General features: G+C 59.7%; 20 protein-coding genes. 6 read left to right on the forward strand and 14 right to left on the reverse strand.

Features of this window, described 5'->3' with window-relative positions; all coding sequences use genetic code 11:
• Window positions 1–262: 262 nt before the first annotated feature.
• The 3 genes from CKW19_RS22225 to CKW19_RS22235 are packed head-to-tail and all read left to right on the forward strand — an operon-like array spanning window position 263 to window position 5,738.
• Window positions 263–1,507 carry an exonuclease SbcCD subunit D C-terminal domain-containing protein gene (locus CKW19_RS22225; RefSeq protein ID WP_095059937.1) on the forward strand — a complete coding sequence of 415 codons (1,245 nt, stop codon included), beginning with the start codon at window positions 263–265 and terminating at the stop codon, window positions 1,505–1,507.
• Complete coding sequence (locus tag CKW19_RS22230) at window positions 1,504–5,145, forward strand: AAA family ATPase (RefSeq protein ID WP_095059878.1); 3,642 nt, start codon at window positions 1,504–1,506, stop codon at window positions 5,143–5,145. The genes CKW19_RS22225 and CKW19_RS22230 overlap by 4 nt, the downstream gene beginning before the upstream one ends.
• Window positions 5,142–5,738, forward strand: a complete 597-nt coding sequence (locus CKW19_RS22235; RefSeq protein ID WP_095059879.1) for a glutathione S-transferase — start codon at window positions 5,142–5,144, stop codon at window positions 5,736–5,738. The genes CKW19_RS22230 and CKW19_RS22235 overlap by 4 nt, the downstream gene beginning before the upstream one ends.
• 203 nt (window positions 5,739–5,941) lie before the next feature.
• On the opposite strand, the gene CKW19_RS29195 is transcribed toward CKW19_RS22235, so the two are convergent.
• The 12 genes from CKW19_RS29195 to CKW19_RS22295 form a co-directional block, all read right to left on the reverse strand.
• Window positions 5,942–6,067 carry a hypothetical protein gene (locus CKW19_RS29195; RefSeq protein WP_256580366.1) on the reverse strand — a complete coding sequence of 42 codons (126 nt, stop codon included), beginning with the start codon at window positions 6,065–6,067 and terminating at the stop codon, window positions 5,942–5,944.
• Window positions 6,068–6,274: 207 nt separating this feature from the next.
• Entirely contained in the window at window positions 6,275–6,454 is a 180-nt protein-coding gene (locus tag CKW19_RS22240; RefSeq protein WP_095059880.1) for a hypothetical protein, read from the reverse strand.
• A 156-nt stretch (window positions 6,455–6,610) separates the two neighbouring features.
• Entirely contained in the window at window positions 6,611–7,780 is a 1,170-nt protein-coding gene (locus CKW19_RS22245; protein ID WP_095059881.1) for a lactonase family protein, read from the reverse strand.
• Entirely contained in the window at window positions 7,773–8,069 is a 297-nt protein-coding gene (locus CKW19_RS22250) for a DUF5629 family protein (RefSeq protein ID WP_095059882.1), read from the reverse strand. The genes CKW19_RS22245 and CKW19_RS22250 overlap by 8 nt, the downstream gene beginning before the upstream one ends.
• Window positions 8,070–8,220: 151 nt before the next feature.
• Window positions 8,221–10,605, reverse strand: a complete 2,385-nt coding sequence (locus CKW19_RS22255) for an RND family transporter (RefSeq protein WP_095059883.1) — start codon at window positions 10,603–10,605, stop codon at window positions 8,221–8,223.
• 28 nt (window positions 10,606–10,633) lie between these two features.
• Window positions 10,634–11,686, reverse strand: a complete 1,053-nt coding sequence (locus CKW19_RS22260) for a YCF48-related protein (protein ID WP_095059884.1) — start codon at window positions 11,684–11,686, stop codon at window positions 10,634–10,636.
• A 628-nt stretch (window positions 11,687–12,314) separates the two neighbouring features.
• Window positions 12,315–14,972 carry an aminopeptidase N gene (pepN, locus tag CKW19_RS22270; RefSeq protein ID WP_095059885.1) on the reverse strand — a complete coding sequence of 886 codons (2,658 nt, stop codon included), beginning with the start codon at window positions 14,970–14,972 and terminating at the stop codon, window positions 12,315–12,317.
• Window positions 14,973–14,982: 10 nt separating this feature from the next.
• Window positions 14,983–15,813 (reverse strand): DUF2797 domain-containing protein, encoded by an 831-nt coding sequence (locus CKW19_RS22275; RefSeq protein WP_095059886.1) that lies wholly within the window; start codon window positions 15,811–15,813, stop codon window positions 14,983–14,985.
• Complete coding sequence (locus CKW19_RS22280) at window positions 15,810–16,070, reverse strand: YeaC family protein (protein ID WP_053158810.1); 261 nt, start codon at window positions 16,068–16,070, stop codon at window positions 15,810–15,812. Before CKW19_RS22280 ends, CKW19_RS22275 begins: the two co-directional genes overlap by 4 nt.
• A gap of 32 nt (window positions 16,071–16,102) precedes the next feature.
• The gene (locus tag CKW19_RS22285; RefSeq protein ID WP_095059887.1) at window positions 16,103–16,972 is read right to left on the reverse strand and encodes a rhomboid family intramembrane serine protease; all 870 of its coding nucleotides are present in this window, start codon (window positions 16,970–16,972) and stop codon (window positions 16,103–16,105) included.
• Complete coding sequence (locus tag CKW19_RS22290; protein WP_371856278.1) at window positions 16,969–17,943, reverse strand: metallophosphoesterase; 975 nt, start codon at window positions 17,941–17,943, stop codon at window positions 16,969–16,971. Before CKW19_RS22290 ends, CKW19_RS22285 begins: the two co-directional genes overlap by 4 nt.
• Window positions 17,940–18,830, reverse strand: coding sequence for an NAD(+) kinase (locus CKW19_RS22295; RefSeq protein WP_053158802.1), 891 nt, complete (start codon window positions 18,828–18,830; stop codon window positions 17,940–17,942). Before CKW19_RS22295 ends, CKW19_RS22290 begins: the two co-directional genes overlap by 4 nt.
• Window positions 18,831–18,945: 115 nt before the next feature.
• Here CKW19_RS22295 and CKW19_RS22300 point away from each other — a divergent pair, with 115 nt between their 5' ends.
• Window positions 18,946–19,896, forward strand: a complete 951-nt coding sequence (locus CKW19_RS22300) for a DUF1853 family protein (RefSeq protein WP_095059889.1) — start codon at window positions 18,946–18,948, stop codon at window positions 19,894–19,896.
• A 165-nt stretch (window positions 19,897–20,061) separates the two neighbouring features.
• On the opposite strand, the gene CKW19_RS22305 is transcribed toward CKW19_RS22300, so the two are convergent.
• Window positions 20,062–20,622: an NADPH-dependent FMN reductase gene (locus CKW19_RS22305; protein ID WP_095059890.1), complete on the reverse strand. Its 561-nt coding sequence runs from the start codon at window positions 20,620–20,622 to the stop codon at window positions 20,062–20,064.
• A gap of 174 nt (window positions 20,623–20,796) precedes the next feature.
• Between CKW19_RS22305 and CKW19_RS22310 the strand changes: the two genes are divergently transcribed.
• Both CKW19_RS22310 and CKW19_RS22315 read left to right on the forward strand, forming a co-directional pair.
• Window positions 20,797–21,021 (forward strand): hypothetical protein, encoded by a 225-nt coding sequence (locus tag CKW19_RS22310; RefSeq protein ID WP_095059891.1) that lies wholly within the window; start codon window positions 20,797–20,799, stop codon window positions 21,019–21,021.
• An 88-nt stretch (window positions 21,022–21,109) separates the two neighbouring features.
• Entirely contained in the window at window positions 21,110–22,003 is an 894-nt protein-coding gene (locus tag CKW19_RS22315; RefSeq protein ID WP_095059892.1) for a LysR substrate-binding domain-containing protein, read from the forward strand.
• On the opposite strand, the gene CKW19_RS22320 is transcribed toward CKW19_RS22315, so the two are convergent.
• Entirely contained in the window at window positions 21,969–22,583 is a 615-nt protein-coding gene (locus CKW19_RS22320; protein WP_095059893.1) for a GNAT family N-acetyltransferase, read from the reverse strand. The two genes, CKW19_RS22315 and CKW19_RS22320, sit on opposite strands and share 35 nt — an antisense overlap.
• Between the last annotated feature and the right edge of the window lie 6 nt (window positions 22,584–22,589).

A 22,589-nucleotide genomic window follows, 5' to 3' on the forward strand; every position in this document is an offset into this window, starting at 1 on the left:
TTTGGCTGGGATCAGATGTTTTTCCGTGGCGAGGGAGCTTGCTCCCGCTCGGCTGCGCAGCAGTCGTCATTCGGCTCGCACAATATTCATCAAAGGTCTCAAGGGGGCAGCTTCGCCGCCCAGCGGGAGCAAGCTCCCTCGCCACAGGCATAAGGTTCCAAAACATCCACCGAGCGACAGGACTTTTTTGCCAGTAAACTCCTCCCCTTTCGCCGCCTTCATTTTCCACGCGGCCATCACCTATTTTGTAGCGGAGTCCGCCTTGCGCTTGTTTCACACCTCCGACTGGCATCTCGGGCAGAACCTGCACGGCCAGGATCGCGATTTCGAACACGGCTGTTTCCTCGACTGGCTGCTGCGTCAATTGAAGCTGGACCAGCCTGATGCGCTGCTGATTGCCGGCGATATCTTCGACACGGTCAACCCGCCGGTCAAAGCCCAGGAGCGTCTCTACGACTTCATCGTCAGCGCCCACGAACAACAGCCGTTACTGACCATCGTGATGATTGCCGGCAACCACGATTCCGGCTCGCGCATCGAACTGCCCGCGCCGTTGATGCGCCGTTTGCGTACCCATGCGTTGGGTCGGGTGTTGTGGCTCGATGACGGTCAATTGGACGCCGAGCGCCTGTTGCTGCCCTTGCCCGATGCCAGTGGTGAAATCACCGGCTGGTGCCTGGCGTTGCCGTTCCTGCGGCCCGCCGAAGTCACCGGCGCGCATTTGGGCGACAATTATTTGCGCGGCATCGGCCAGGTGCATGAATGGCTGATCGAAGCGGCCAATGCCAAACGCCAGAAGGGTCAGGCCCTGATCGCCATCAGCCACGCGCACATGGCGGGCGGATCGGTATCGGAAGACTCCGAGCGCAGCCTGATCATCGGCAACGCCGAGGCCCTGCCCGCCAGCCTGTTCGGGCCGAGTATCAGCTACGTCGCCCTCGGTCACTTGCACAAGCCACAGAAGGTCAACGGCGAAGAACGCATTCGCTACTGCGGTTCGCCGATTCCGTTGTCGTTTTCCGAGATCGGTTATCAGCATCAGATTCTTCACGTCACGCTCGACGGCGAAACCCTGGTCAGCGTCGAGCCGAAACTGATTCCCCGCGCAGTCAATTTGCAGCGCATCGGCCCGGCACCGCTGGCGGACATCCTCCTGCAACTGGCGGACCTGCCGAACATCGACCTGCTGGCCGATCTCCAGCGTCAACCGTGGCTCGAAGTACGGGTGCATCTTGACGAGCCGCAGCCGGACTTGCGCCACCAAGTGGAAACCGCCCTGCAAGGCAAAGCCGTGCGCCTGGTGCGCATCGCCGCCGAGTACGCCGGCAACGGCAGCCGTGACGGTGCAGACGATGGCAACGCGTTGATCGAACTGGACCAGCTCACGCCCCAGGAACTGTTCAGCCGTGCCTGGCAAGACAATTACGGCAGCGAGGTCGACGAACAGACCCTCAAGGACTTTGCCGAGCTGTTGCAGGACGTACAAATGGAGAGCGAACAGCCATGAAAATTCTCGCGATCCGCCTGAAAAACCTCGCCTCGCTGGCCGGGCCGTTTGAAATCGATTTCACTGCCGAACCCTTGGCCAGTGCCGGACTGTTCGCCATCACCGGCCCGACCGGCGCCGGCAAAAGTACCCTGCTCGATGCCTTGTGCCTGGCGTTGTTCGGTGCCGTACCCCGCCTGAACAACACCGGTCGTGACGCCAAGGTGCCGGACGCCGATGGCGAAATCGGCACCGGTGATCCGCGCACCCTGCTGCGACGCGGTACCGGCGAAGGTTATGCCGAAGTGGATTTCGTCGGTATCGACGGCCGCCGCTATCGGGCGCGCTGGGAAGCCAACCGCGCCCGCGACAAAGCCGCCGGCAAACTGCAAGCCAGCCGCCAAAGCTTGCGTGACATCGATCAGGATCAACTGCTCGCCAGCCAGAAAGGCGAGTACAAGACCCAGCTCGAAGCCGCACTGGGCCTGAACTTCGAACAGTTCACTCGCGCCGTGCTGCTGGCGCAAAGCGAATTCAGCGCCTTCCTCAAGGCCGATGACAACGACCGCAGCGAGCTGCTGGAAAAACTCACCGACACCGCGCTGTACACCCGTCTCGGTCGCCGGGCTTTCGACAAGACCAAAGAAGCCCGCGAGGCCCACAAACTGCTGCAGGATAAGGCCAGCGGTGTCACACCGCTTTCGCCCGAAGCCCGTGCCGAACTGGACCAGCGTTTCGGTGAGGCACAGCAACAACTCAAGACCCAGCAGGCACAGCTCAAGCAACTCGAGCTGCAACACACCTGGCTCAAGGACCTGCGCCAATTGCAGGACCAGCAACGGGCCGCCACCGAACAATTGCAGTCAGCCCAACAGCATTGGGACAGTCTGGCCGGCGAACGCTTGAAGCTGACCCGCCTGGAACAACTGGCGCCGCAACGCCACCAGTTCGCGCGCCAGACCGAACTCACTGCCCAGCTCACGCCTCTGGCAGCGCAGATTCAGCAGCACACGGCGCAGCAAGAGCAATCGCAGGCGCGCCAGGCCCAGCTCGAAGCCAGCCAGATTGCCGCTCAATCCGCCCTGACCGAAGCGCAAAGCCAACACAGCGCCAACGCACCACTGCTGCGCCAGGCCTTCGACGAGCAAAACACCCTCGCCCGCCTGGTCAAAGACACCCGCCTGAGTGCGGACCTCAAGCAGCAAGCCGAATTGGCCTGCACGCAGGGACAAACCACGATTCAAGGCCTGCTCGAACAGCAGAAGTTGGTTGCCGAGCGCTTGCAACGGATCGGCACCGAGCTTGAGCAAAGCGCTCATCTGGCACCGTTGAGCGATGCCTGGAACGCTTACCGGGATCGCCTGCAACAGTTGATGCTGGTGGGCAACCGCCTGAACAAAGGCCAGGCCGAACTGGCCGCGCTGGAACTCAGCGCCACCCGCGCCGCCGAAGAACTGGCCGCGCAAAAGCAACATTTGGAAGTGCTCTACAAAGAGGCCGGCGCCGAGCCCGAAGCGGTAGCCGAACAGATCCAGATTCTTGGCAGCCTGTTGCAGGACAACCGCAAGCAATTGCGCGCCTTCGAAGAACTGACACGGCTGTGGGCCAGCCAGCAGGAACTGGACCAGCGCAGCGGCGAATTGCAACAACGTCAACTGACGGCGCAGCAAGACCGTGAACGCCTGACCCAGGACGGCGTGCAGGCCAAGCATGAACTGGCGGTCGCCGAACAGACCTTGAGCGTCACCCGCGAGTTACTTGAACGTCAGCGTCTGGCCCGCAGCGCCAGCGTTGAAGAGTTGCGCACCCAGCTGCAAGACGATCAACCGTGCCCGGTCTGCGGCAGCGCCGAGCATCCGTATCATCAGCCCGAAGCGCTGCTGCAAAGCCTCGGTCGCTTTGATGAAAATGAACAGGCCACTGCGCAGAAAGCCGTGGACCTGCTCAAGGAGAAGCTCACCGACCTGCGTGCGGAAGTCGGCGGCGTGATCGCCCGACAAAAAGAACTGCTGCAACAACAGGAACAACTGGCGATTCAGCAGCAGAGCCTGGCGCCGAGTCTGGAAGCACATCCGCTGTCGGGGCAGTTGCTGGGCCAGGACGCCGCCAAACGCGATGCCTGGCTGGCGCGACAAAACAGCCAGTTGAACCAGAGCATCGCCGACGACGAACAACGCCAGAGCGCCCTGCTCACCCTGCAACAGGATGCTGCACGGTTGGCTCTGCAACTGCGCAACGCTGAAACGGCCAGTCAGCAAGCGACCCAGCATCTGCTCAACCAGCAACGCGAATTGACCAGCGATCGCCAGCGTCTGGACGAAGAACTGACCGCGTTCAGCACCCTGCTCCCCGCCGACACCCTGCAAGCGCTGCGCGACGAACCTGCCGCAACGTTCATGCAGCTCGACCGGCAGATCGCCCAGCGCCTGGAACAGCTTGATCAACAGCGCGAAGAGCTCGACGAACAGCAACAGCGCCAGCAGACACTGGAAAAGGAGCAGGACCGCCAGCTCACCCGGACTCAGCAACTGGACGCAACCAGCCAACAGTTCACCGCGCTCAACGAACAGCAACACGCCATCCAGCAGAAGCTCTTGCAACTGCTCGGTCAGCACACCACAGCTGAACAATGGCAGCAGCAACTCGATCAGGCTGTCGCTCTGGCACGCTCGGCGGAATCCGCCGCCGCCCAGGAACTGCAAACGGTTCGTACGTCACTGGTGCAACTGGCCGCGGAACTCAAGGCCCAGCAAGAACGCCTGCTGGCACTGGAAACCGAAAATCGAGCCTTGAGCGGCAAGATCGCCGACTGGCGAGCCTTGCACCCGGAGCTCGACGACGGCGGTCTCGATGAACTGCTGAGTATCGACGACCAGCAGGTCAGTGACTTGCGTCATCGCTTGCAGCAAAGCGAAAAAGCCATCGAGCAAGCCAAAGTCCTGCTTCAGGAACGCGATAAGCGCCTGGCGGAGCATCAGGCACAGCACAACGGCAACCTCGACGCCGAGCAACTCGCCACCGCACTGACGGACTTGCAGCACCTGTTCGGAACCAGCGAACAGCGTTGCGCCGAATTGCGCGCAGAGCAGGCCGAAGACCAGCGCCGGCAAAACGCCAATCAGGCCCTGGCGCAGCAAATCGCCGATGCCTACAGCGAGTACCAGCGCTGGGCACGTCTCAATGCATTGATCGGCTCGGCCACCGGCGACACCTTTCGCAAGATCGCCCAGGCTTACAATCTCGACTTGCTGGTGCACCACGCCAACGTGCAATTGCGCCAACTGGTGCGCCGCTATCGCCTCAAGCGCGGCGGCAGCATGTTGGGCCTGCTGGTGATGGACACCGAAATGGGCGACGAACTGCGCTCGGTGCACTCGTTATCAGGAGGCGAAACGTTCCTGGTGTCGCTGGCACTGGCGCTCGGGCTCGCGTCGATGGCGTCGAGCACCTTGAAGATCGAATCGTTGTTCATCGACGAAGGTTTCGGCAGCCTCGATCCGGAATCCCTGCAACTGGCCATGGACGCCCTCGACGGCTTGCAGGCGCAGGGGCGCAAGGTCGCGGTGATTTCCCACGTACAGGAAATGCATGAACGGATTCCAGTGCAGATTCAGGTCCGCCGCCAGGGCAACGGCCTGAGCACCGTGGAGGTGAAATGAACACGCTGTATTCCTTCCGCCGTTGCCCGTACGCGATGCGGGCGCGCATGGCCCTGCGCTATTCGGGCGTGGCCGTGGACATTGTCGAAGTCAGCCTCAAGGCCAAGCCTGACGAGATGCTTGCGCTATCGGGCAAAGGCACGGTGCCGGTGTTGAATGCAGATGGCCGTGTGATCGACGAAAGCCTCGACATCATGCGTTGGGCGCTGGCGCAGAACGACCCGCAGGACTGGTTGCTCAAGGATGATCCTGGCGCAGCGGTGCAAATCGCCCCTTTGATCGAACAGAACGATCAGGTGTTCAAGGTGCACTTGAATCGCTACAAGTACGCCGAGCGTTATCCCGAGCAGCCGATGGAGGTTTATCGCGGCGAGGGCGAGGTGTTTTTGCAAAGGCTGGATGAATTGCTGGAGGGACGTGATTATTTGCTGGCCAGCCATCCAAGCCTGGCCGATGTGGCGTTGATGCCGTTCGTGCGCCAGTTCGCCCACGTCGACCGTGACTGGTTCGCGCAGACGCCGTATCGGCGCTTGCAGGACTGGTTGCAGCGGTTTCTGGACTCGGAGTTATTTACCGGCGTAATGCGCAAGTAAACAATGTGGTTCTGTAGCTCTGTGGCTCTGTGGCTCTGTGGCTCTGTGGCTCTGTGGCTCTGTGGCGAGGGAGCTTGCTCCCGCTCGGCTGCGTAGCAGCCGCAAATTGGCTAACTGGGTATACCTGAAAAAAACAGGGTCGCTTCGCAACCCAACGGGAGCAAGCTCCCTCGCCACAAAAAACCCCAGCCCGTTGAACTGTTTCAGCCTTCGATAAAACTCATCAAGCGTTCGCGGGCCGCTTCCGGTTCACCGGAAACAGTCTCCACGGAGGAAAGAATGGGGGCTGAATAGAGAAACAGGAAAACCAATGCCACACGCATCGCCATGTTGTCGATCCTTGCTCAAGGGGAAGTCGAAAAACCGGCGTCAAATTTAAGCGTATGGCCTTGTGATATCAAGCGCTACATTGATGGCCAACTGACACTGTCGTAAACGCGCTATGCAGGAGCGACATCACTCTGATGGTTTTCGACATTTCAGTCGTCGATCATCCAGTGAGTTCGCTCCTGCATAACAGGTGCAGGGCTGAAATTTCAGGCGTGAGTCTTGTGATCCAGCGCGGCGTAGAAATTGGCGCTTTGTTGCAGGTATTTCTGGGTGTAGCTCTGGGTGTGGTTTTTTTTGTCGCTGATTTCAACGTTGGCGCTGGCTGGCAGCGCAACGGTGGCAGAAATGGCGGAAGCGGCGATGACGGAGAAGAGGTTGAAGTTCATGGCGGTATTCCTCGGATTCAGTTGGCTTGTTTGCCCGGTGGGGCCGTGAAGCAAACTTAACCGTGGAGGATGGGAGCCTTGAAATGCTTTGTAGCAGTACCACATATCAGCGCAATTGATAAAAGGATGCAGGCCCCATCAACCGGGGCCTGCGGCCTATTGACGCACCAAGAACTTGAGATCGCTCGGGGCATCCATCGGCAGTTTTTGCACGGTTTTGCCCAGTAGCCCGGTCTTGGCATCGCGCTCGACGACGACAATCTGGTTGCTCTTCTGGTTGGCGATCAGCAGGAACTTGCCACTCGGATCGAGGCTGAACTCCCGAGGATGATCACCTTCAACCGCCCTGCGCTGCAGCTCCTTGAGATGTCCAGTCGCCGGATCCACGGCAAACACCAACAACTGGTTGGCCGTGCCACGGTTGCTGACATACAGAAACTTGCCATCGACCGAAGCGTGCAACGCCGCTGCTGCCTTGTCTGAAATCGGTTGGCCGGCCGCCAGATCGACCATCTGCGTCTGCTCAAGCTTGCCATCGCGGTAATCGAACACCGCGACCTGCGCGCTCATTTCCATGGTCAGCCACGCGTGCTTGCCATCGGCGCTGAACAACAGATGACGCGGCCCGCTGCCGGGTGGCAGTTGCACAAATGCCGGGGTGGCCGGGGTCAATGGCAGCTCGGGATTCGCCTTGGGGTCGAAGCGATAGACAAAGACCTTATCCGCGCCCAGATCGTTGGAAAACACGTACTTGCCGTCCGGCGATGACACCGTGGAATGCACGTGCGACGACATCTGCCGCTCGGGATTGACCCGACTCGCCGGATGGCTGCTCATCTGCACCACTGCTTCAAGTTTGCCATCGGCGGTCACCGGCAATACCGCCAGCGTACCGCCCGGGTCTTCGGCCACCGAGTAATTGCTGACGAACAAGTGGCTGCCATCGGCGCTGAGGCTCGAATGGGTCGGCTCGTTGCCCAGGCTTTGCAAATGGCTTGTCAGGCTCAGTTCATGGGTCTTGGGATCAATGGCAAAACTGCTGACGCGCCCTACCGGATCGGTCTGGCCCGGTCCGTTTTCGTTGACCACAAACAGGTGCCGCTGATCCTTGGACAGGGTCAGCCATGACGGGTTTTCGCTGCTGACCACTTGCAGGGGGACGGGGTTGATTTGCCCGGTGGCGTTGTCGAACGCCAAACGGTAAATCCCCTGGCTCGAGCCTGCCGTGTACGAACCCACGAGCAATTCGACATTCTCGGCCATCGCCGTTTGTACGCCCATGGCGCCAATGCTGCCGGCCATCAACAGCGGCCAGAGATTACGCATCGTTACTTGCGTCTTCGTCGTCGTTGTCGCCACGAAATGCTGTTAAGCACACCAGTCGGTGTTCGCCTGAGTCACCGGTGATCAGCCAGCTTTGCAGGGTTGGATCGAAGGTCGCCGCCTGGATTTGCGCTGGCGTGAACTCCCAGTGTTTGGCCGCACGGCCATCCATGCATTCAATGTGCAGGTTATCGATCTCATCGAGGGAGAATTCGAAAGCGTGCAAGCCGTCGATCTCCACCATATCGCAGTGTTCGAGGACGTTGAGCAGGGTGTCGGTTGCGGTCGTCATGGCAGTCAATCTTTGAATGGGAAAGACGCAATGATAGCGCAAGCACTACCTTTCCAGTGGGAGTGAGCTTGCTCCCACAGGCTTCAAGGAAAAACCATCGGGCATGAAAAAGCCGCAACATGCGGTTGCGGCTTTTTCATTTCAGCCTGGATCAGTGGGCAAACAGCGAATTACCCTTCTGCCCAGCCAGTTTCTCCGGCTTGATCAGGAACCGCGCCAGTGCCGGCAACAGCCACAGTGCGCCGAACATGTTCCACAGCAGCATGAAGGTCAGCATCAGCCCCATGTCGGCCTGGAACTTGATGGCCGAGAAGATCCAGGTGCACACGCCGATGGCCAGGCACAGACCGGTGAACAGTACGGCCTTACCGGTAGATTTCAGCGTCTGGTAGTAGGCTTCTTGCAACGGCAGACCGGCACGCAGGAAGCTTTCCAGACGGCTGTAGATATAAATGCCGTAGTCCACGCCAATCCCCACCCCGAGCGCCACCACCGGCAGGGTCGCGACTTTCACGCCGATACCCATGAAGGCCATCAGGGCGTTGCCGAGCACCGATGTCAGTACCAGCGGCAGCACGATGCACAAGGTCGCCGCCCAAGAGCGGAAGGTGATCATGCACATGACCGCCACACAGATGTACACCAGGATCAGGATGGTCAGCTCGGACTTCTTGATCACCTCGTTGGTAGCCGCCTCGATCCCCGCGTTACCGGCAGCGAGGATGAATTCCAGGCCATCCTTGTTGTTTTCCTTGGCGAATTCCTGCACCGCATGCACCGCACGATCCAGGGTTTCGGCCTTGTGATCGTTGAGGAACACCAGCACCGGCGCCAGCGAGCAACTGTTGTTGTACAGGCCATCGGCCCGGGCAATGGAGTTGTTCAGTACGTCTGGGTTACGCGACAGGGTTTCCCATTTCAGGTTGCCCTCGTTCATGCCCTTGATCATCTGCTTGGACACAGTCACCAAAGAAATCGCCGACTGCACGCCCTCGGTGTTCTGCATCTTCCACATCAACTCATCGATCGGCGCCATGGCTTCGTAGCGCGAGCAACCTTCGGAATTGGTCTTGACCATCACCACCAAAACGTCGGAGCTGGTGGAGTAGTTGTTGATGATGAAGTTGTTGTCCTTGTTGTAGCGCGAATCCGGACGCAACTCGGGAGCACCCTGATCGAGGTCACCGATCTTCAGGTTTTGGCTGTACCAGAGGCCACCGCCAAAGGCGATCAATGCCAGCAGAATGGAAACCGGGGCCACTTTGGCGCTGGCGAAATTCGACAGCAGACGCCAGAACGGGTGTTCACGCACCGCATCTTTCTTGCTGCGTTCGACGGCACGCTTGCTGATGCCGACATAGGAAATCGCCACCGGCAGCAGGATCAGGTTGGTGAACACGATCACCGCCACGCCGATGGACGCGCCGATGGCCAGCTCGCGGATCACGCCGATATCGATGATCAGCAGCGTGATGAAACCCACCGCATCCGCAAGGATCGCAATCATCCCCGGCAGAAACAGTTGACGGAACGTACGTCGTGCTGCCGTCAGGGCGTTGTCCGCCTCGCTGGATTGCAAGGCGATACCGTTGATCTTCTGCACGCCGTGGGAAATACCGATGGCGAAGATCAGGAACGGAACGAGCATCGAATAAGGATCGAGCCCGAAGCCGAAGAAGTGCATCAAGCCCAGCTGCCAGACCACCGCCACCAGCGTCGTGCTCAACACGGCCACGGTACTGCGCAGGCAGTTGGTGAACCACAGCAACAGGATCAGGGTGATGACGAAGGCAATGCCGAAGAACATCACCACCATCACCAGGCCATCGATCAGGTCACCGACTTTCTTGGCGAAACCGACGATGTGGATCTTGACGTTGGGGTTCTGTTTTTCAAACTTGTCGCGGATCTTGTCTTCCAGCTCGTGGGAGAACTTGCGGTAATCCAGCGCCAGCAACTTGCCCTGGTCTTGCGGGTCCGGGTAGGACTCCAGCAACGGGATGTCGACGATGCTCGACTTGAAGTCATTGGACACCAGCCGCCCGACTTGCCCGGACTTGAGCACGTTGTTGCGCAGCAGGTCGAGACTGGCCTGGGAGCCGTTGTAGCTCTGCGGAATGACTTCGCCGCCGGCAAAGCCCTCTTCCGTCACTTCAGTCCAGCGAACGCTCGGACTCCACAGCGACTTGAGGCCCGAACGGTCGACACCGGAGATGTAGAACACCTCGTCGTTGATCTGACGCAGGGTCTCCATGTACTCCTTGGAGAAGATGTCGCCATCGGTGGCTTCCACCGAAATCCGCACGGTGTTGCCCAGGTTCGCCAGATCATTGCGGTGCTCCATCATCTTCTGGATGAAGGGGTGCTCCAGCGGGATCATTTTTTCGAAACTGGTGGAAGGACGGATCAGCGTCGCCTGCCAGAACAGGAAAATGCTGACCAGCAGGCAGATCGTGATCACTGCCGGGCGGTTGTTGAAGATCAGGCGTTCGAGGAACGTCGCCTTGTCCTGTTGATGAGTACTCAAGGAAGTCATAGCTGCGCCTTCTTATTATTAACCCGGCTCATTTGCCCGACTCGGTGCCATTCGGCGAGGTGACGCGAACGCCGCCCTGCCCGGCTAGAACCAGATTGCCATTGCCTGCAGCGGTGACCGCCGAGACGGAAATGCGATCCGCACGGTTGACCACTTTGAAGGTTTCGCCATCGTCGCTGCTGCGAATCACCGAACCGCCGTTGCCGACGATCACGATGGAACCGTCATCGAGCAGCGTGCTACCGGACAGACCGAACTCCAGGTCGCCGCGTTCAGCCTTGAGCTCGACTTGCTCCCAGTTGCTGCCGAAGTCGGTGGAACGGTAGAGATTGCCGCGCAGACCGTAAACCAGCAGCGTGGAAGGTTGAGCCGTGCCCATCACGCCGAACAACGAGCCTTCGTACGGACCTTCGAGTTTTTCCCAGGTCTGGCCCCAGTCGGCAGAGCGGAACATGCTGCCCTGCTCGCCAACGATGAACAGACCGGAGTCCTTGACCGCTGCGATTGCGTTCAGGTGGTACTGGTCTTCATTGTCCATGCGGTCACTGACGTCTTCCCAGTGTTTGCCGCCATCGGTGGTTTCAAGCAGCGCGCCGTAAGCACCCACGGCGAAGCCGCTGTTGACGTCCTTGAACCAGACATCGAGCAGCGGCGACTCGCGTTGGAGATCTTCGAATTGCTTGGTCCAGGTGGCGCCGCCGTCCTCGCTGGCGAGGATCTGTGCGTCATGGCCGACGGCCCAGCCGTGTTTGTCATCGACGAAAAACACCGACGTCAGCAGTGCCCGGGTTGGCACCTTGGCCTGCGCCCAGCTGGTACCCTGGTCATCGGAATAAAGGATGTGCCCGCGATCCCCAACCGCCACCAGCCGCTTGCCGGCGTGGACGACATCGAGCATCAGGCTTTTGACCGCCTTGGCAGATTCAGTGGCATAAACAACGTCGGATGCTGGCGTCGCTGCGGCCAGCACAGGTGCCGACAGCATGGCCGAGCCCAACAGCGAGAGCGCTGTAGCCAGCAACGCGATTTTGCGTAATGCCGGCGGGCGGCAGATACCCACACCCATGACAGGCTCACTCATAGACCTTCCCCCATTATTATTGTTAGGTCATTCAACCTTTCTGGGCGCCGTAAGGGTGCGTGTCTGGACCGGCAGTTTCAGAACATAGTCCTGAAACCCGCAATCCAGAGCCCCTTCGGAAGCTGGCTTATCCTATCGGTGTTTTTGAATGTCTGACAATCGACGCCACGTTATCTTTTGTTAACCGGGGGGGATGGGGGTTGTTCTGAATGGTTGGGTATCAGGTGGGGTGATTGGGGTTTTGGTGATTGGTGTACATATCCGTTGCTGCGGTTACGGCCGCTATTGGTTCCGCCCTTACGGCGGGTCACGTTCGAAGAGCCGGAATGCCGGCCCAGGCGAAAGTAACCAAAGCGCTTGGCCCCTTACATTTGGTGCCTCGCCGTGGGCCTATCGAGGGGGGTAAGAAAACCAAAAGCCAAAGCGAGGCGGCCTACCGGCCGGCCTGTTCGTCAGGCTGTACACACCTCCCTGTAGGAGCTGGCTTGCCGGCGATGGCGCCATCTCGGCCAACCCTGCTGCAGCTGACACACCGCCATCGCTGGCAAGCCAGCTCCTACAGGGATTGAGTACATCTGAAAGAAAAAGAAATTGGTCGGCCCGAAGGCCGCCAAGGTCAACAGCAGACTCAGGCCAGACTCTTGCTGACCACTTCAAACACATCGCTGGACAACTGACCCGACGCACGAATGCGCTCCAGCTCAGCTTTCATCAAAGCCTGACGGGCACTGTCGTACTTGCGCCAGCGAGTCAGAGGCGCCAACTGGCGAGAAGCAATCTGCGGATTGAAGCCATTCAACTCGATCACCAGATCGGCGAGGAAGCGATACCCGGAACCATCCGCCGCATGGAAGTTGATCAGGTTCTGCCCGGCAAACGCACCGACCAGCGCCCGCACCTTGTTCGGGTTCTTGATGTTGAAGGCCGGGTGCTGCATCAACGCCTTCACCCGATCCAGACCGCCAGGCAATACACTGCCGGCCTGCACGCTGAACCATTGATCCATGACCAGCGGGTTGTCCTTGAAGTGCTCGGCGAAGCTCGCCAGCGCCGTGGCCTTCTGTTCTTCGAACGGCGAGTTGACCAACACCGCCAGTGCGGTCAAACGCTCGGTCATGTTGTCGCACGCGTCGAACTGCTCCAGGGTTGCCGCCAATACTTCCGGTTTGCCGCTGAGCATCAGGTACGACAACGCAATGTTCTGCAAGGCGCGACGGGCGAAATGCTCGGCCTCGGCCATGTACGGCGTCTGCTTCGACAATTCGCGATTGGCCTGATAGCGCAGCCACAGGCCTTCGAACAAGGCGTCCGTCAGTTGCTTACGGGCAAACTCACGGGCGGTGTGGATGGCGTCGACATCCGCCACTTCGCTGATTTCGGTGAGATACGCTTCGCTCGGCAACGAGAGCATTTCCGCGACCATCGCCTGATCCAGCGATTCGTCCGACAGCACAGTGCGCAACGCGGTGACCAGACGCTGATCCAGCACCAGCGCTTCGCCCTTCTGCTGCTGGGCGATCAATTCCTGCAACACCTGCACAGACAGTTGCTGCCCGGCATCCCAGCGGTTGAAACCGTCGCTGTCGTGCTGCATCAGGAACATCAACTGATCGCGGTTGTACGGGAAGCTCAGTTTCACCGGCGCCGAGAAACCACGCAGCAACGACGGCAACGGTTGTTCAGCGATGTCGACGAAGGTGAACGTCTGCTCGGCTTCGGTCACCGAGATCACGCGGGTCGTGCCTTGGGCGGCGGCTTCACCGGCAAGACGCAGGGCAATCTCGCCGCCCTTGCTATCGAGCAGGCCCAGTTCGACCGGAATCACGAACGGCAGTTTTTCAACTTTGTCCGGGGTTTCCGGGCAGCTCTGGCGGAACGTCAGGCTGTAGGTTTTTGCCGCCGCGTCGTAAGACTCGCTCACGGACAGACGCGGTGTGCCCGCCTGGCTGTACCAGCGCTTGAACTGGGTCAGGTCGACGCCGTTGGCATCTTCCATGGCCTTGATGAAGTCATCGCAGGTCACGGCCTGGCCGTCGTGGCGATCAAAGTACAAATCGCTGCCTTTGCGGAAACCTTCAGCGCCGAGCAAGGTATGGATCATGCCCACGACTTCCGAACCCTTTTCGTACACAGTCAGGGTGTAGAAGTTGGAAATCTCGATAAAGCTGTCCGGGCGCACAGCGTGGGCCATGGGACCGGCGTCTTCGGCGAACTGGTGGGTGCGCAGGTAGGCGACGTCCTGAATACGCTTGACCGTGGCCGAGTTCATGTCGGCGGAGAAGCCCGAATCGCGGAACACGGTGAAACCTTCCTTCAGCGACAGCTGGAACCAGTCGCGGCAGGTCACGCGGTTGCCCGACCAGTTGTGGAAATATTCGTGAGCGACGATCGCCTCGACCCGCTGGTGCGCGGCGTCGGTGGCGGTTTCGGCGCGGGCCAGCACGGCGCTGGAGTTGAAGATGTTGAGGCCCTTGTTCTCCATCGCGCCCATGTTGAAGTCGTTCACGGCGACGATCATGAAGATGTCCAGATCGTACTCGCGACCGTAGACCTCTTCGTCCCAGCGCATGGATTTCTTCAGGCTGTTCATGGCGTGCTGGCACTTGTCGATGTTTTCCGGCTCGACATAAATACGCAGCGCCACAGTGCGTTCGGTCATGGTGGTGAACGTGTCTTCAACGCACCACAGGTCACCGGCCACCAACGCAAACAGGTACGCCGGTTTCTTGAACGGGTCTTCCCAGGTCGCCCAGTGCCGGCCGTCTTCGCCAGGACCGGAGGCAATCGGGTTGCCGTTGGACAGCAACACCGGATAGCTGTGCTGTTCGGCAACCACGGTGGTGGTGAAGGTGCTCATCACGTCCGGACGGTCGAGATAATAGGTGATCTTGCGGAAGCCTTCGGCCTCGCACTGGGTGCAGAACATCGTGCCGGACTTGTACAGGCCTTCCAGCGCGGTGTTGGTTTCCGGGTGGATCTTGACGCTGGTGTCGACCGTGAAGGTGGCGCTGGCCGGGTGCAGGGTCAGGTGATTTTCGGTCAATTGATAGTCGGCGGCGTCCAGCTCACGATCAGCCAGAGTGACCGACATCAACTCGAGCTGCTGGCCATCCAGCACCAGCGGCGGCAGGCCCGGGCCACGCTCGGGGTTGCGGCGCATTACCAGTTGCGCATGGACCAGGCTGTGGTCCTCGTACAACTCGAAGGTCAGGTGCGTCTCGTCGATCAGGTACTCGGGCGCCTGATAGTCCTTCAGGTAGATCATCTTCGGTTGTTCGGTGCGCATGCTGGAATCCTTACTGATGCACGGCGAGCTGGTAAGCCGTGTATTTACGAATATTGATCACGCCGGTGTCGAAAATCAGGTATTGACCTTTGACGCCCATCAGCGTGCCTTCGACGATCGGGTTCTTGTCCAGGTTGAAGCTGACGATTTTCGCCGGGTACTGCTCGACCGGGTAGCGGATTTCGAGCGGATCAACGTCAGAAATAGTCTGGATCGCCTGTAGGCCAAATCGTTCCTGCAGCGTTTGCAAACCTTCTGCGCAACTGGCGAACAGCTGATCGCGAACCTCGGCCAGATTCACCGTCGCCGCATCGCCCTTGAGTAAAGCACGCCAATTGGTCTTGTCGGCCACCTGGCTGCGGAACAGGTCTTCGACAAAACCGGACTGCTGTCGGGTCGAGACGCGGATGATCGGCAATGCCTGGCTGGCGCCCTGATCGAGCCAGCGGGTCGGCAGCTGGGTCGCTCGGGTAATCCCGACTTTCACCCCCGACGAATTGGCCAGGTACACCACGTGGTCGGTCATGCAGAACTTCTCGCCCCACTCCGGCTCCCGGCACGTACCGGCGTCAAAGTGGCAGCGTTCCGGGCTCATGATGCACACGTCGCACTGGGCCAGTTTGGTCATGCACGGGTAGCAGTAACCCTGGCTGAAACTGGTTTTGGTTTTGCGTCCGCAATGGATGCAGTGGATCGCACCCAGGTATTCAAGGCGCACCGTGGTCCCGATCAACGGATTGACCGGCACCTCGGTTTCGCCAAGACGAAATGCGTATTGCACGTTCGGCCCGTCAAGGCGCGCCGACATTTTGCTGATTGCACCGCGGCCAATCTCGATCAATGGATGGCATCCGACTTGAACAGGATATTCGGCACTTGAATCGACTTGGAGCTGCATTCCTGCGGGCCCATGTAGCCCGTGCGCTGGTCTTCGGGCAGGTTCTGGATTTCCCAGGCGATCATCGCTTGCAGCGACAGTTCACGCTGTTCGGCGGTGAGTTTGCCACCATCGGACCATTTGCCGATTTCCACGGCCAGTTTCAGGCTCTCGTAGATATCAGGGGTGATGTTCTTGATCATTTCGTTAAAAGAGGACATTGGGTCTCCGCGCTCTTTATTGCATATCTGATTTAGACGGCCAGTTTACGGCGGTTGTACAAACCACCCAACAAACCGGTGAAGCATCCGATGAGTAACCCGCTGACATGGGCCGCGTTGGCGATTTCGCCGAAGCCGATCATCGAGATGAGGCCGGACAGGCACAACAACAGCCACACCAGCATCATCACCAACACGCCACGGGGCAAGCGATATGCCGGGTTCGGCGCGAGCAGCTGGAAAATCCAGCAATGCCCGAGTAACCCGTACAGCACGCCGGACAGCCCACCGAACAGGGACGGCCCGCTGAACAAATATTGGGTGAAGTTGGACACGAGGCTGAACAGCAAGGTCAGGCCGATCAGATTGATGCTGCCCTGACGCGATTCAATTCGTCGCCCCAGCTCCCAGTACCACATGCCGTTCATCGCCAGGTGCAGGATGCCGAAGTGGATCAGCATCGGCGTCACCAGACGCCACCACTGCCCGGCCGCCAGGCTGTCGGCCAGAGGCGTGAAATGAATGTATTCACCGACCACGCGGAATTCGAGGAAGGTCAGCCAGCGCATCGTTTCCAGGTTGTCGCCCAGCAGCGTGAGCGCGCCGACGATCACGCTCAGCAGCAATATCAGCGCGGTGGCCTTGGCGTATTTCACCTGCTCGACAAACCCCGGACGCTTGACCGTTTGCGCCACCGGGATATCCAGTTGCTGGTCGGGATCGCCCGCCGGAAAGCGCTCGTACAGAGCACGGACGTCTTCGCTGATGTTCTGCGGCACCCACAACACTTGCTCACCGGACTCTTCACTGACCCGATGGGGCACTTGCATGCGTTTGAGCAATTGGACGAACCCGCTCAGGTCCACCGCCAATGGCAGACGCAAGACCGCGACAGCACTCATTGCAGCACCTCCGGCCGCTCGACATCGACCCAGACGAATTTATGTGGATCGAGGCGGGTTTCCTGGTCCAGTCGATACGCGACCAGTTTGCCGTAGAGCACCGCGCTGTAGTCCAGGCAGGCCAGGTTTGGCCGGATCGGCGCTGGTTTGCCGCTGCGCCAATAGTGGCCGACAAACAACAGCGGCTCATCGATACCGTAGCGCAGCAGGCTGTTCTTTTCGGTAGAGGTCAATGGCGTTTGCGCGACGGGTTCAGGCAAGGCGTCTGGCTGGAACACAATGTCTCCATAGGTTTTCGGGTCGTCTTCCCAGAATTTGGTGCGGAAAAACGAACGCACCAGTCCGTCGCCGCTGGTCATGGTCAAGCCATGGGGCAAGCGCATGTCGGTGCCACGCAGCAGGCGATCGAATACGGTGCAGGCAAACGAACCCGGTTCCGCCGACGCCTGAAGAAAATGCTCGTCGACGCAACCATTGGGAAACAGTGCCCGCAACGGCTCGATCAAGCCTGCATCCCAGCACGCGTGCACCACGCGAAAACGCCCGGCATCGAGGAACAGCGGCAGTTCGTAGAACCACTGCTGGAAGTCGTGCCAGTCGCCGGGATGGTGTTCAAACTGAGTCAGGGTTTCGTGCAGCAAGCGGGCATGGCGCGGCGTGTGCTCGCGCACGAATTGCTTGCCGCTGCCGGGCAGCGCCGGCGTGACCCAGCCCAACGCATTGAATTCATGGTTGCCCATGATGCACAGCGCCTGACCGGCCTCGACCATGTCGTGAACGATATGCAGCGCCTCGCGAATCCGCGGGCCGCGGTCGATGATGTCGCCGACGAACACCGCCATGCGCGATGCGTGTCGCCAGACACCACCCTGCTTGTGATAACCGAGCCGGTCGAGCAAATGCTCAAGGGTCATTGCGCAACCGTGCACGTCACCGATCAGGTCGTAGCTACGCGCGGGATCGAGCATCAGTCGCCTCCACCACCCAACCTGCTGCCCCAGCCGAGCTTGGTCCGGCAGACTTCATAGTAGTTGTGGTCGAGCGGATGAATCAGCCGCAACTTCTGGGCTTTCTTGCTGACGGTAATGGTGTCGCCGGGCGCGCAGGTAAAGTGGTTCTGCCCGTCACACGAGACTTGCGGGTAAATCTGCATATCCTTGGACACGACGATTTTCAGCTCACTGTTGCCATCGACCACAATGGGTCTACCCGACAAGGTATGGGGGTACATCGGCACAATGACAATGGCGTCGAGCTTGGGGTGCATGATCGGCCCGCCGGCGGACAGCGCATACGCAGTGGAACCGGTCGGCGTGGCGACGATCAGGCCGTCGGCCTTCTGGCTGCAGACGAACTGGCCGTCGATGTACAGCTCGAACTCGATCATCCGCGTCGATTTGCCGGGGTGCAGCACCACGTCGTTCAGTGCATCGCCCTGGCCGATGGCCTCGGCATGACGGCGGACTTCGGCCTGGAGCAGGAAGCGGTTTTCCACCAGATAATGCCCATCGAGCACTTCGGCGACTTTGACTTCCAGTTCATCGGGACGGATATCAGTCAGGAAACCCAGGCTGCCCCGGTTGATCCCGAGTACCGGAATATTGTGCTTGGCCAGTGCCCGTGCGGCGCCGAGCAGGCTGCCATCGCCCCCGACGACGATGACCATGTCGCAGACTTCACCGAGCATCTTGCGCGACGACGTTTGCAGGCCATGCCCCGGCAGGACTTCGGCGATGGTGTCTTCGAGGATCACATGCAGGTGACGATCGAGCAGAAACCGTTTCAGTCGGCGGACGGTATCCAGCACCTGAGAACTGCCCAGGCGACCGATGATGCCGATATTGCGAAATTGCTCCATGGGGCTCCTGCGGGATCTGTGTGGCGCGAAAAACACGATTATGGGCGAAACCCGGCCGTAGACAAAATCCTTTCAGCTTCAAGGGTGTGCTCGGGTTTCGGGCTATGCTCGCAAGATGATCCTATTTCCAGATTTGCTCCAGCTACCCCACCAGTTGCGCCACCCTGAAGTGCGCGACCTGGCGTGGGTCATCCTCGCACCGCCGATGCTTGGCGATACGCCGTGGCCACAGCGGCATCCGCTGGCCGGCAGCGATTGGGTGCAGACGCCGGAGCACCTGGAACACTGGCTGCGACAGCTCGACCGGGACAGTTACGGGTTGCTGCACTGGCTGGCCCAGGCCCGCACCCGGCGCCTGGGCTTGTATTACGAGCGACTGTGGCAATTCGCCGTGCAGCATGCGCCGGGCATCGAATTGATTGCCGCCAACATGCCGATCCGCCGCGAGGGCCACACCTTGGGCGAGCTGGACATGTTGCTGCGTGATCGCGACGGCGTGCATCACCTGGAACTGGCAATCAAGCTTTACCTCGGCCCGCAATCCGGCGATGGCCACGACACCGCACAATGGCTCGGCCCAGGTTGCCATGACCGACTGGACCGCAAACTGAAGCACCTGAGCGAACATCAACTGCCGATCTCCGCACGTCCCGAGAGCCGCGAAGTGCTCGCAGCACTGGATATCCGCCAGTTCAGCGCGCATTTATGGTTGGGTGGCTATCTGCTTTATCCGTGGCCGGGCCCTTCCGATTCCCCGCAGGGCGCACATCCACAACATTTGCGTGGGCGTTGGTTGCATCAAAAGGATTGGGCGGCGTTTGTTGCGCAAAGCCCGGCTGGCCGCTGGCAGCCCCTGCCCCGCCATGCCTGGCTGGCCCCGGCGCACTACACCGCGGAACACACCTGGAATGCAGAGCAGCTGCAAGCGTGGTTGAGCGATCTGGAGCCGCTGGCCCCGGCGCAATTGCTGGTGCGGCTGACGGAAAACGCCAGTGGCGACTGGGAAGAAGCCGAGCGGTTGTTTCTGGTGGCGGATCTTTGGCCGAATGTGCCGGGACAAGGTTGAGCCTTGCATTGCCTGAGCCGGCCCCTTCGCGAGCAGGCTCCCACAGGCTGAAATGCATTCCTCTGTAGGAGCGAGCTTGCTCGCGATAGGGCCAACCCGGTTTAAATGAATAACCTCACAACCGGCGCCGCCAAATTCACCCGCAACACCAGGTTGCCCGCAAACTCAAACTTTCTTGTGCTGCTCCACCCATTGCGCATAGGCATTGATGAAACTCTGCAGGAAAGGCTTCACCGATTCGGACAGCGTACCCGCCTCATCAAACGCTTTACCGGCACCACCCAGATAAGCCTCGGGTTGCTGCATCATTGGCACATTGAGAAAAACCATGGACTGACGCAGGTGATGGTTCGCACCAAATCCACCGACTGCACCCGGTGACGCGCTGATCACTGCGCCCGGCTTTCCACTCCAGGCACTTTTGCCGTACGGGCGCGACCCCACATCGATCGCATTCTTCATCGGCGCCGGTACAGAACGGTTGTATTCAGGCGTCACGAACAGCACCGCGTCGGATGTGCTCACTTGTTGTCGGAAAGTGCTGTAGGCTGCCGGCGGTGACGCACCATCGATGTCTTCGTTATAGAGCGGCAGATCGCCGATTTCGACGATGTTGAGCTTGAGATTGGCAGGCGCCAGTTCAGCCAGGGCCAACGCGATCTTGCGGTTGATCGATTCCTTTCTCAAGCTGCCGACCACGACGGCGATCGTATAGACGTTGCTCATGGGAGATTCTCGACTGTCCGGTGGAAAGAGCTTGTAGTTATAGATGACGTTTTACCCGGAGGCGGCCGAAAACACCGCACCTGACTATTTTTTTCATGTAAGAAAACTTACTTCGCACAAGCACGGTCTACAGAGCCGCAAATTGAGTGATTTATCTCCAGAGGTTCTAAGCAGATGGCAGCAGTACTCGTCGGTCAGTTCCATGCAAGAGACGCGGAAGGCCGCATTTATTCCGTGCATGAGTTTGAATCCACGCCGGCGGCAGACGTACCAGGGACGGTTACCACTTACAAAACAGCCATTGGCGATCGCCTGAACAAGATCGATGACAACGAGTTTCAGCTGGTGCAATCGGGCGTTACGCTCGTCCGGGAGCCGGAACCCACCGTTGCGTCATAACTCGATGTTATGGGTAGAAGTCATATGCACGGACTTGGGTTAGGATTCAAACGCTGACTCCTTCACCTGCTGAACATGGACTTCATGCATGCGCTTACGCCATATCGAAGTGATCCAGGCGCTCCTGCAGACCGGTCACCTGGGCACCGCCGCCGAATGGCTGCAGATGCCGGTGGCCGATGTCGAGCATTTGCTGCGCGACGCCGAGGATCAGCTGGGGTTCATGTTGTTTGCCAGCGTGCGCGGGCGCTTGCAGGCCACCCGCGAGGCGCGGGAACTGCAGGTCGAAATCGAACGGGTCTACGATGCGCTCGAACCGGTTCAGCGCCTGGCCAATAGCCTCAAACAATATCTGGCGCCACCGCTGCGCATCATTTGCACCCCGCCCCTGGCCCAGCAATTATTGCCGCACAGCATCGCCGCCCTGCGTCGACGCCTGCCCGACGCGCCCTGCACCCTTCTGAGCCAGCCCACCCGAGACATCGTCAAAAGCCTGTTGCTGCGCGAAAGCGATCTGGGGCTGAGCCTGCATGACCCCGAACGCACTGAAATCGACTGCCAGGTGATTGCCCAAGGCAAGTTGCAACTGCTCGCGCCCCATGGCTGGCTGCAACCGAAACAGAAATACATCTCGGTGCAGGATCTGGCCGGTCAATCGATGATCGGCCTGGAAGGCCACGACCCGTTGAGCCCGGCCCTGGAAAACAAACTGCACGCCTTGCGTCCGGCGCCGGTTATTCAGACCCGCGTCCAGACCCATCAGATGATGCGCAGCATGGTCGAGGCAGGGGAAGGCTTGGCCATTGTCGATCCGTTCACGGCTCTCGGGGCCAAAACGACGGGGCTGGATGTCTGCCCGCTGGCGCCGGCCGTGCCGATCAGCCTGTACGCCTTGACCCTGAAAAACGGTGAGCCTTCTGCCGCGGTTCAGGCTTTGTTGAGCATCATCACGGAACAAGCCGCGGCGATGCTGGTGAACTGATCGGGTTTTCCAGCTGGTTTTCGAACATTCGATACCAGAACAACGCCACTTCGGCGGTGTTCGGGTCGATACCGCGATAACGCAGATGGTCGATCCCGCCGATCACGTAACCACACCGTTCATAGAGTCGACAGGCGCCCAGGTTATTGTTCTGGGTTTCGAGCATGATGCCCGGCAGTTTTTTCTTGCGGCTCCAGAACTGCGCCACATCCAGCAGCGCCTTGGCGACGCCATGTCGCCGGGCAGGCGCATGCACTGCCAATTCGTCGATATGGGCAAAGCCGTTCCAGTTGGTGCTGACCACCAGATGCCCCACCGGCTCATCGTCCAGATACGCCATGAAAATCGCGCTGTCCGGAGCATCGCGAAAACTGCTGAACTCCTCAGGATCAATGCCATAACACTTGCGATAAGGGGTAATCGGCGTGACCCGCCATCGCTCCACGGGCTGACCTATTTCCGGCGCGCCGTAAGCGGCAACTTCAAAACTGAAATCACTGCCCCAGATATAGGGAGCGAAACCTTCGTCGGCAACACGCACCGACAGCCCTGGATGAGTAGGATTCATGACCGGTTGCATACTGGG

It is taken from the genome of Pseudomonas sp. Irchel s3f7, from assembly GCF_900187615.1.
Lineage (GTDB): Bacteria > Pseudomonadota > Gammaproteobacteria > Pseudomonadales > Pseudomonadaceae > Aquipseudomonas.

Excerpts from the sequence above, each read along its gene's own strand:
- CKW19_RS22230 (WP_095059878.1), top strand. The coding sequence starts at position 1,504 with ATGAAAATTCTCGCGATCCGCCTGAAAAACCTCGCCTCGCTGGCCGGG.
- CKW19_RS22235 (WP_095059879.1), top strand. The coding sequence starts at position 5,142 with ATGAACACGCTGTATTCCTTCCGCCGTTGCCCGTACGCGATGCGGGCG.
- CKW19_RS29195 (WP_256580366.1), bottom strand. The coding sequence starts at position 6,067 with ATGGCGATGCGTGTGGCATTGGTTTTCCTGTTTCTCTATTCAGCCCCC.
- CKW19_RS22240 (WP_095059880.1), bottom strand. The coding sequence starts at position 6,454 with ATGAACTTCAACCTCTTCTCCGTCATCGCCGCTTCCGCCATTTCTGCC.
- CKW19_RS22245 (WP_095059881.1), bottom strand. The coding sequence starts at position 7,780 with ATGCGTAATCTCTGGCCGCTGTTGATGGCCGGCAGCATTGGCGCCATG.
- CKW19_RS22250 (WP_095059882.1), bottom strand. The coding sequence starts at position 8,069 with ATGACGACCGCAACCGACACCCTGCTCAACGTCCTCGAACACTGCGAT.
- CKW19_RS22255 (WP_095059883.1), bottom strand. The coding sequence starts at position 10,605 with ATGACTTCCTTGAGTACTCATCAACAGGACAAGGCGACGTTCCTCGAA.
- CKW19_RS22260 (WP_095059884.1), bottom strand. The coding sequence starts at position 11,686 with ATGAGTGAGCCTGTCATGGGTGTGGGTATCTGCCGCCCGCCGGCATTA.
- pepN (WP_095059885.1), bottom strand. The coding sequence starts at position 14,972 with ATGCGCACCGAACAACCGAAGATGATCTACCTGAAGGACTATCAGGCG.
- CKW19_RS22280 (WP_053158810.1), bottom strand. The coding sequence starts at position 16,070 with ATGTCCTCTTTTAACGAAATGATCAAGAACATCACCCCTGATATCTAC.
- CKW19_RS22285 (WP_095059887.1), bottom strand. The coding sequence starts at position 16,972 with ATGAGTGCTGTCGCGGTCTTGCGTCTGCCATTGGCGGTGGACCTGAGC.
- CKW19_RS22295 (WP_053158802.1), bottom strand. The coding sequence starts at position 18,830 with ATGGAGCAATTTCGCAATATCGGCATCATCGGTCGCCTGGGCAGTTCT.
- CKW19_RS22300 (WP_095059889.1), top strand. The coding sequence starts at position 18,946 with ATGATCCTATTTCCAGATTTGCTCCAGCTACCCCACCAGTTGCGCCAC.
- CKW19_RS22305 (WP_095059890.1), bottom strand. The coding sequence starts at position 20,622 with ATGAGCAACGTCTATACGATCGCCGTCGTGGTCGGCAGCTTGAGAAAG.
- CKW19_RS22310 (WP_095059891.1), top strand. The coding sequence starts at position 20,797 with ATGGCAGCAGTACTCGTCGGTCAGTTCCATGCAAGAGACGCGGAAGGC.
- CKW19_RS22315 (WP_095059892.1), top strand. The coding sequence starts at position 21,110 with ATGCGCTTACGCCATATCGAAGTGATCCAGGCGCTCCTGCAGACCGGT.
- CKW19_RS22320 (WP_095059893.1), bottom strand. The coding sequence starts at position 22,583 with ATGCAACCGGTCATGAATCCTACTCATCCAGGGCTGTCGGTGCGTGTT.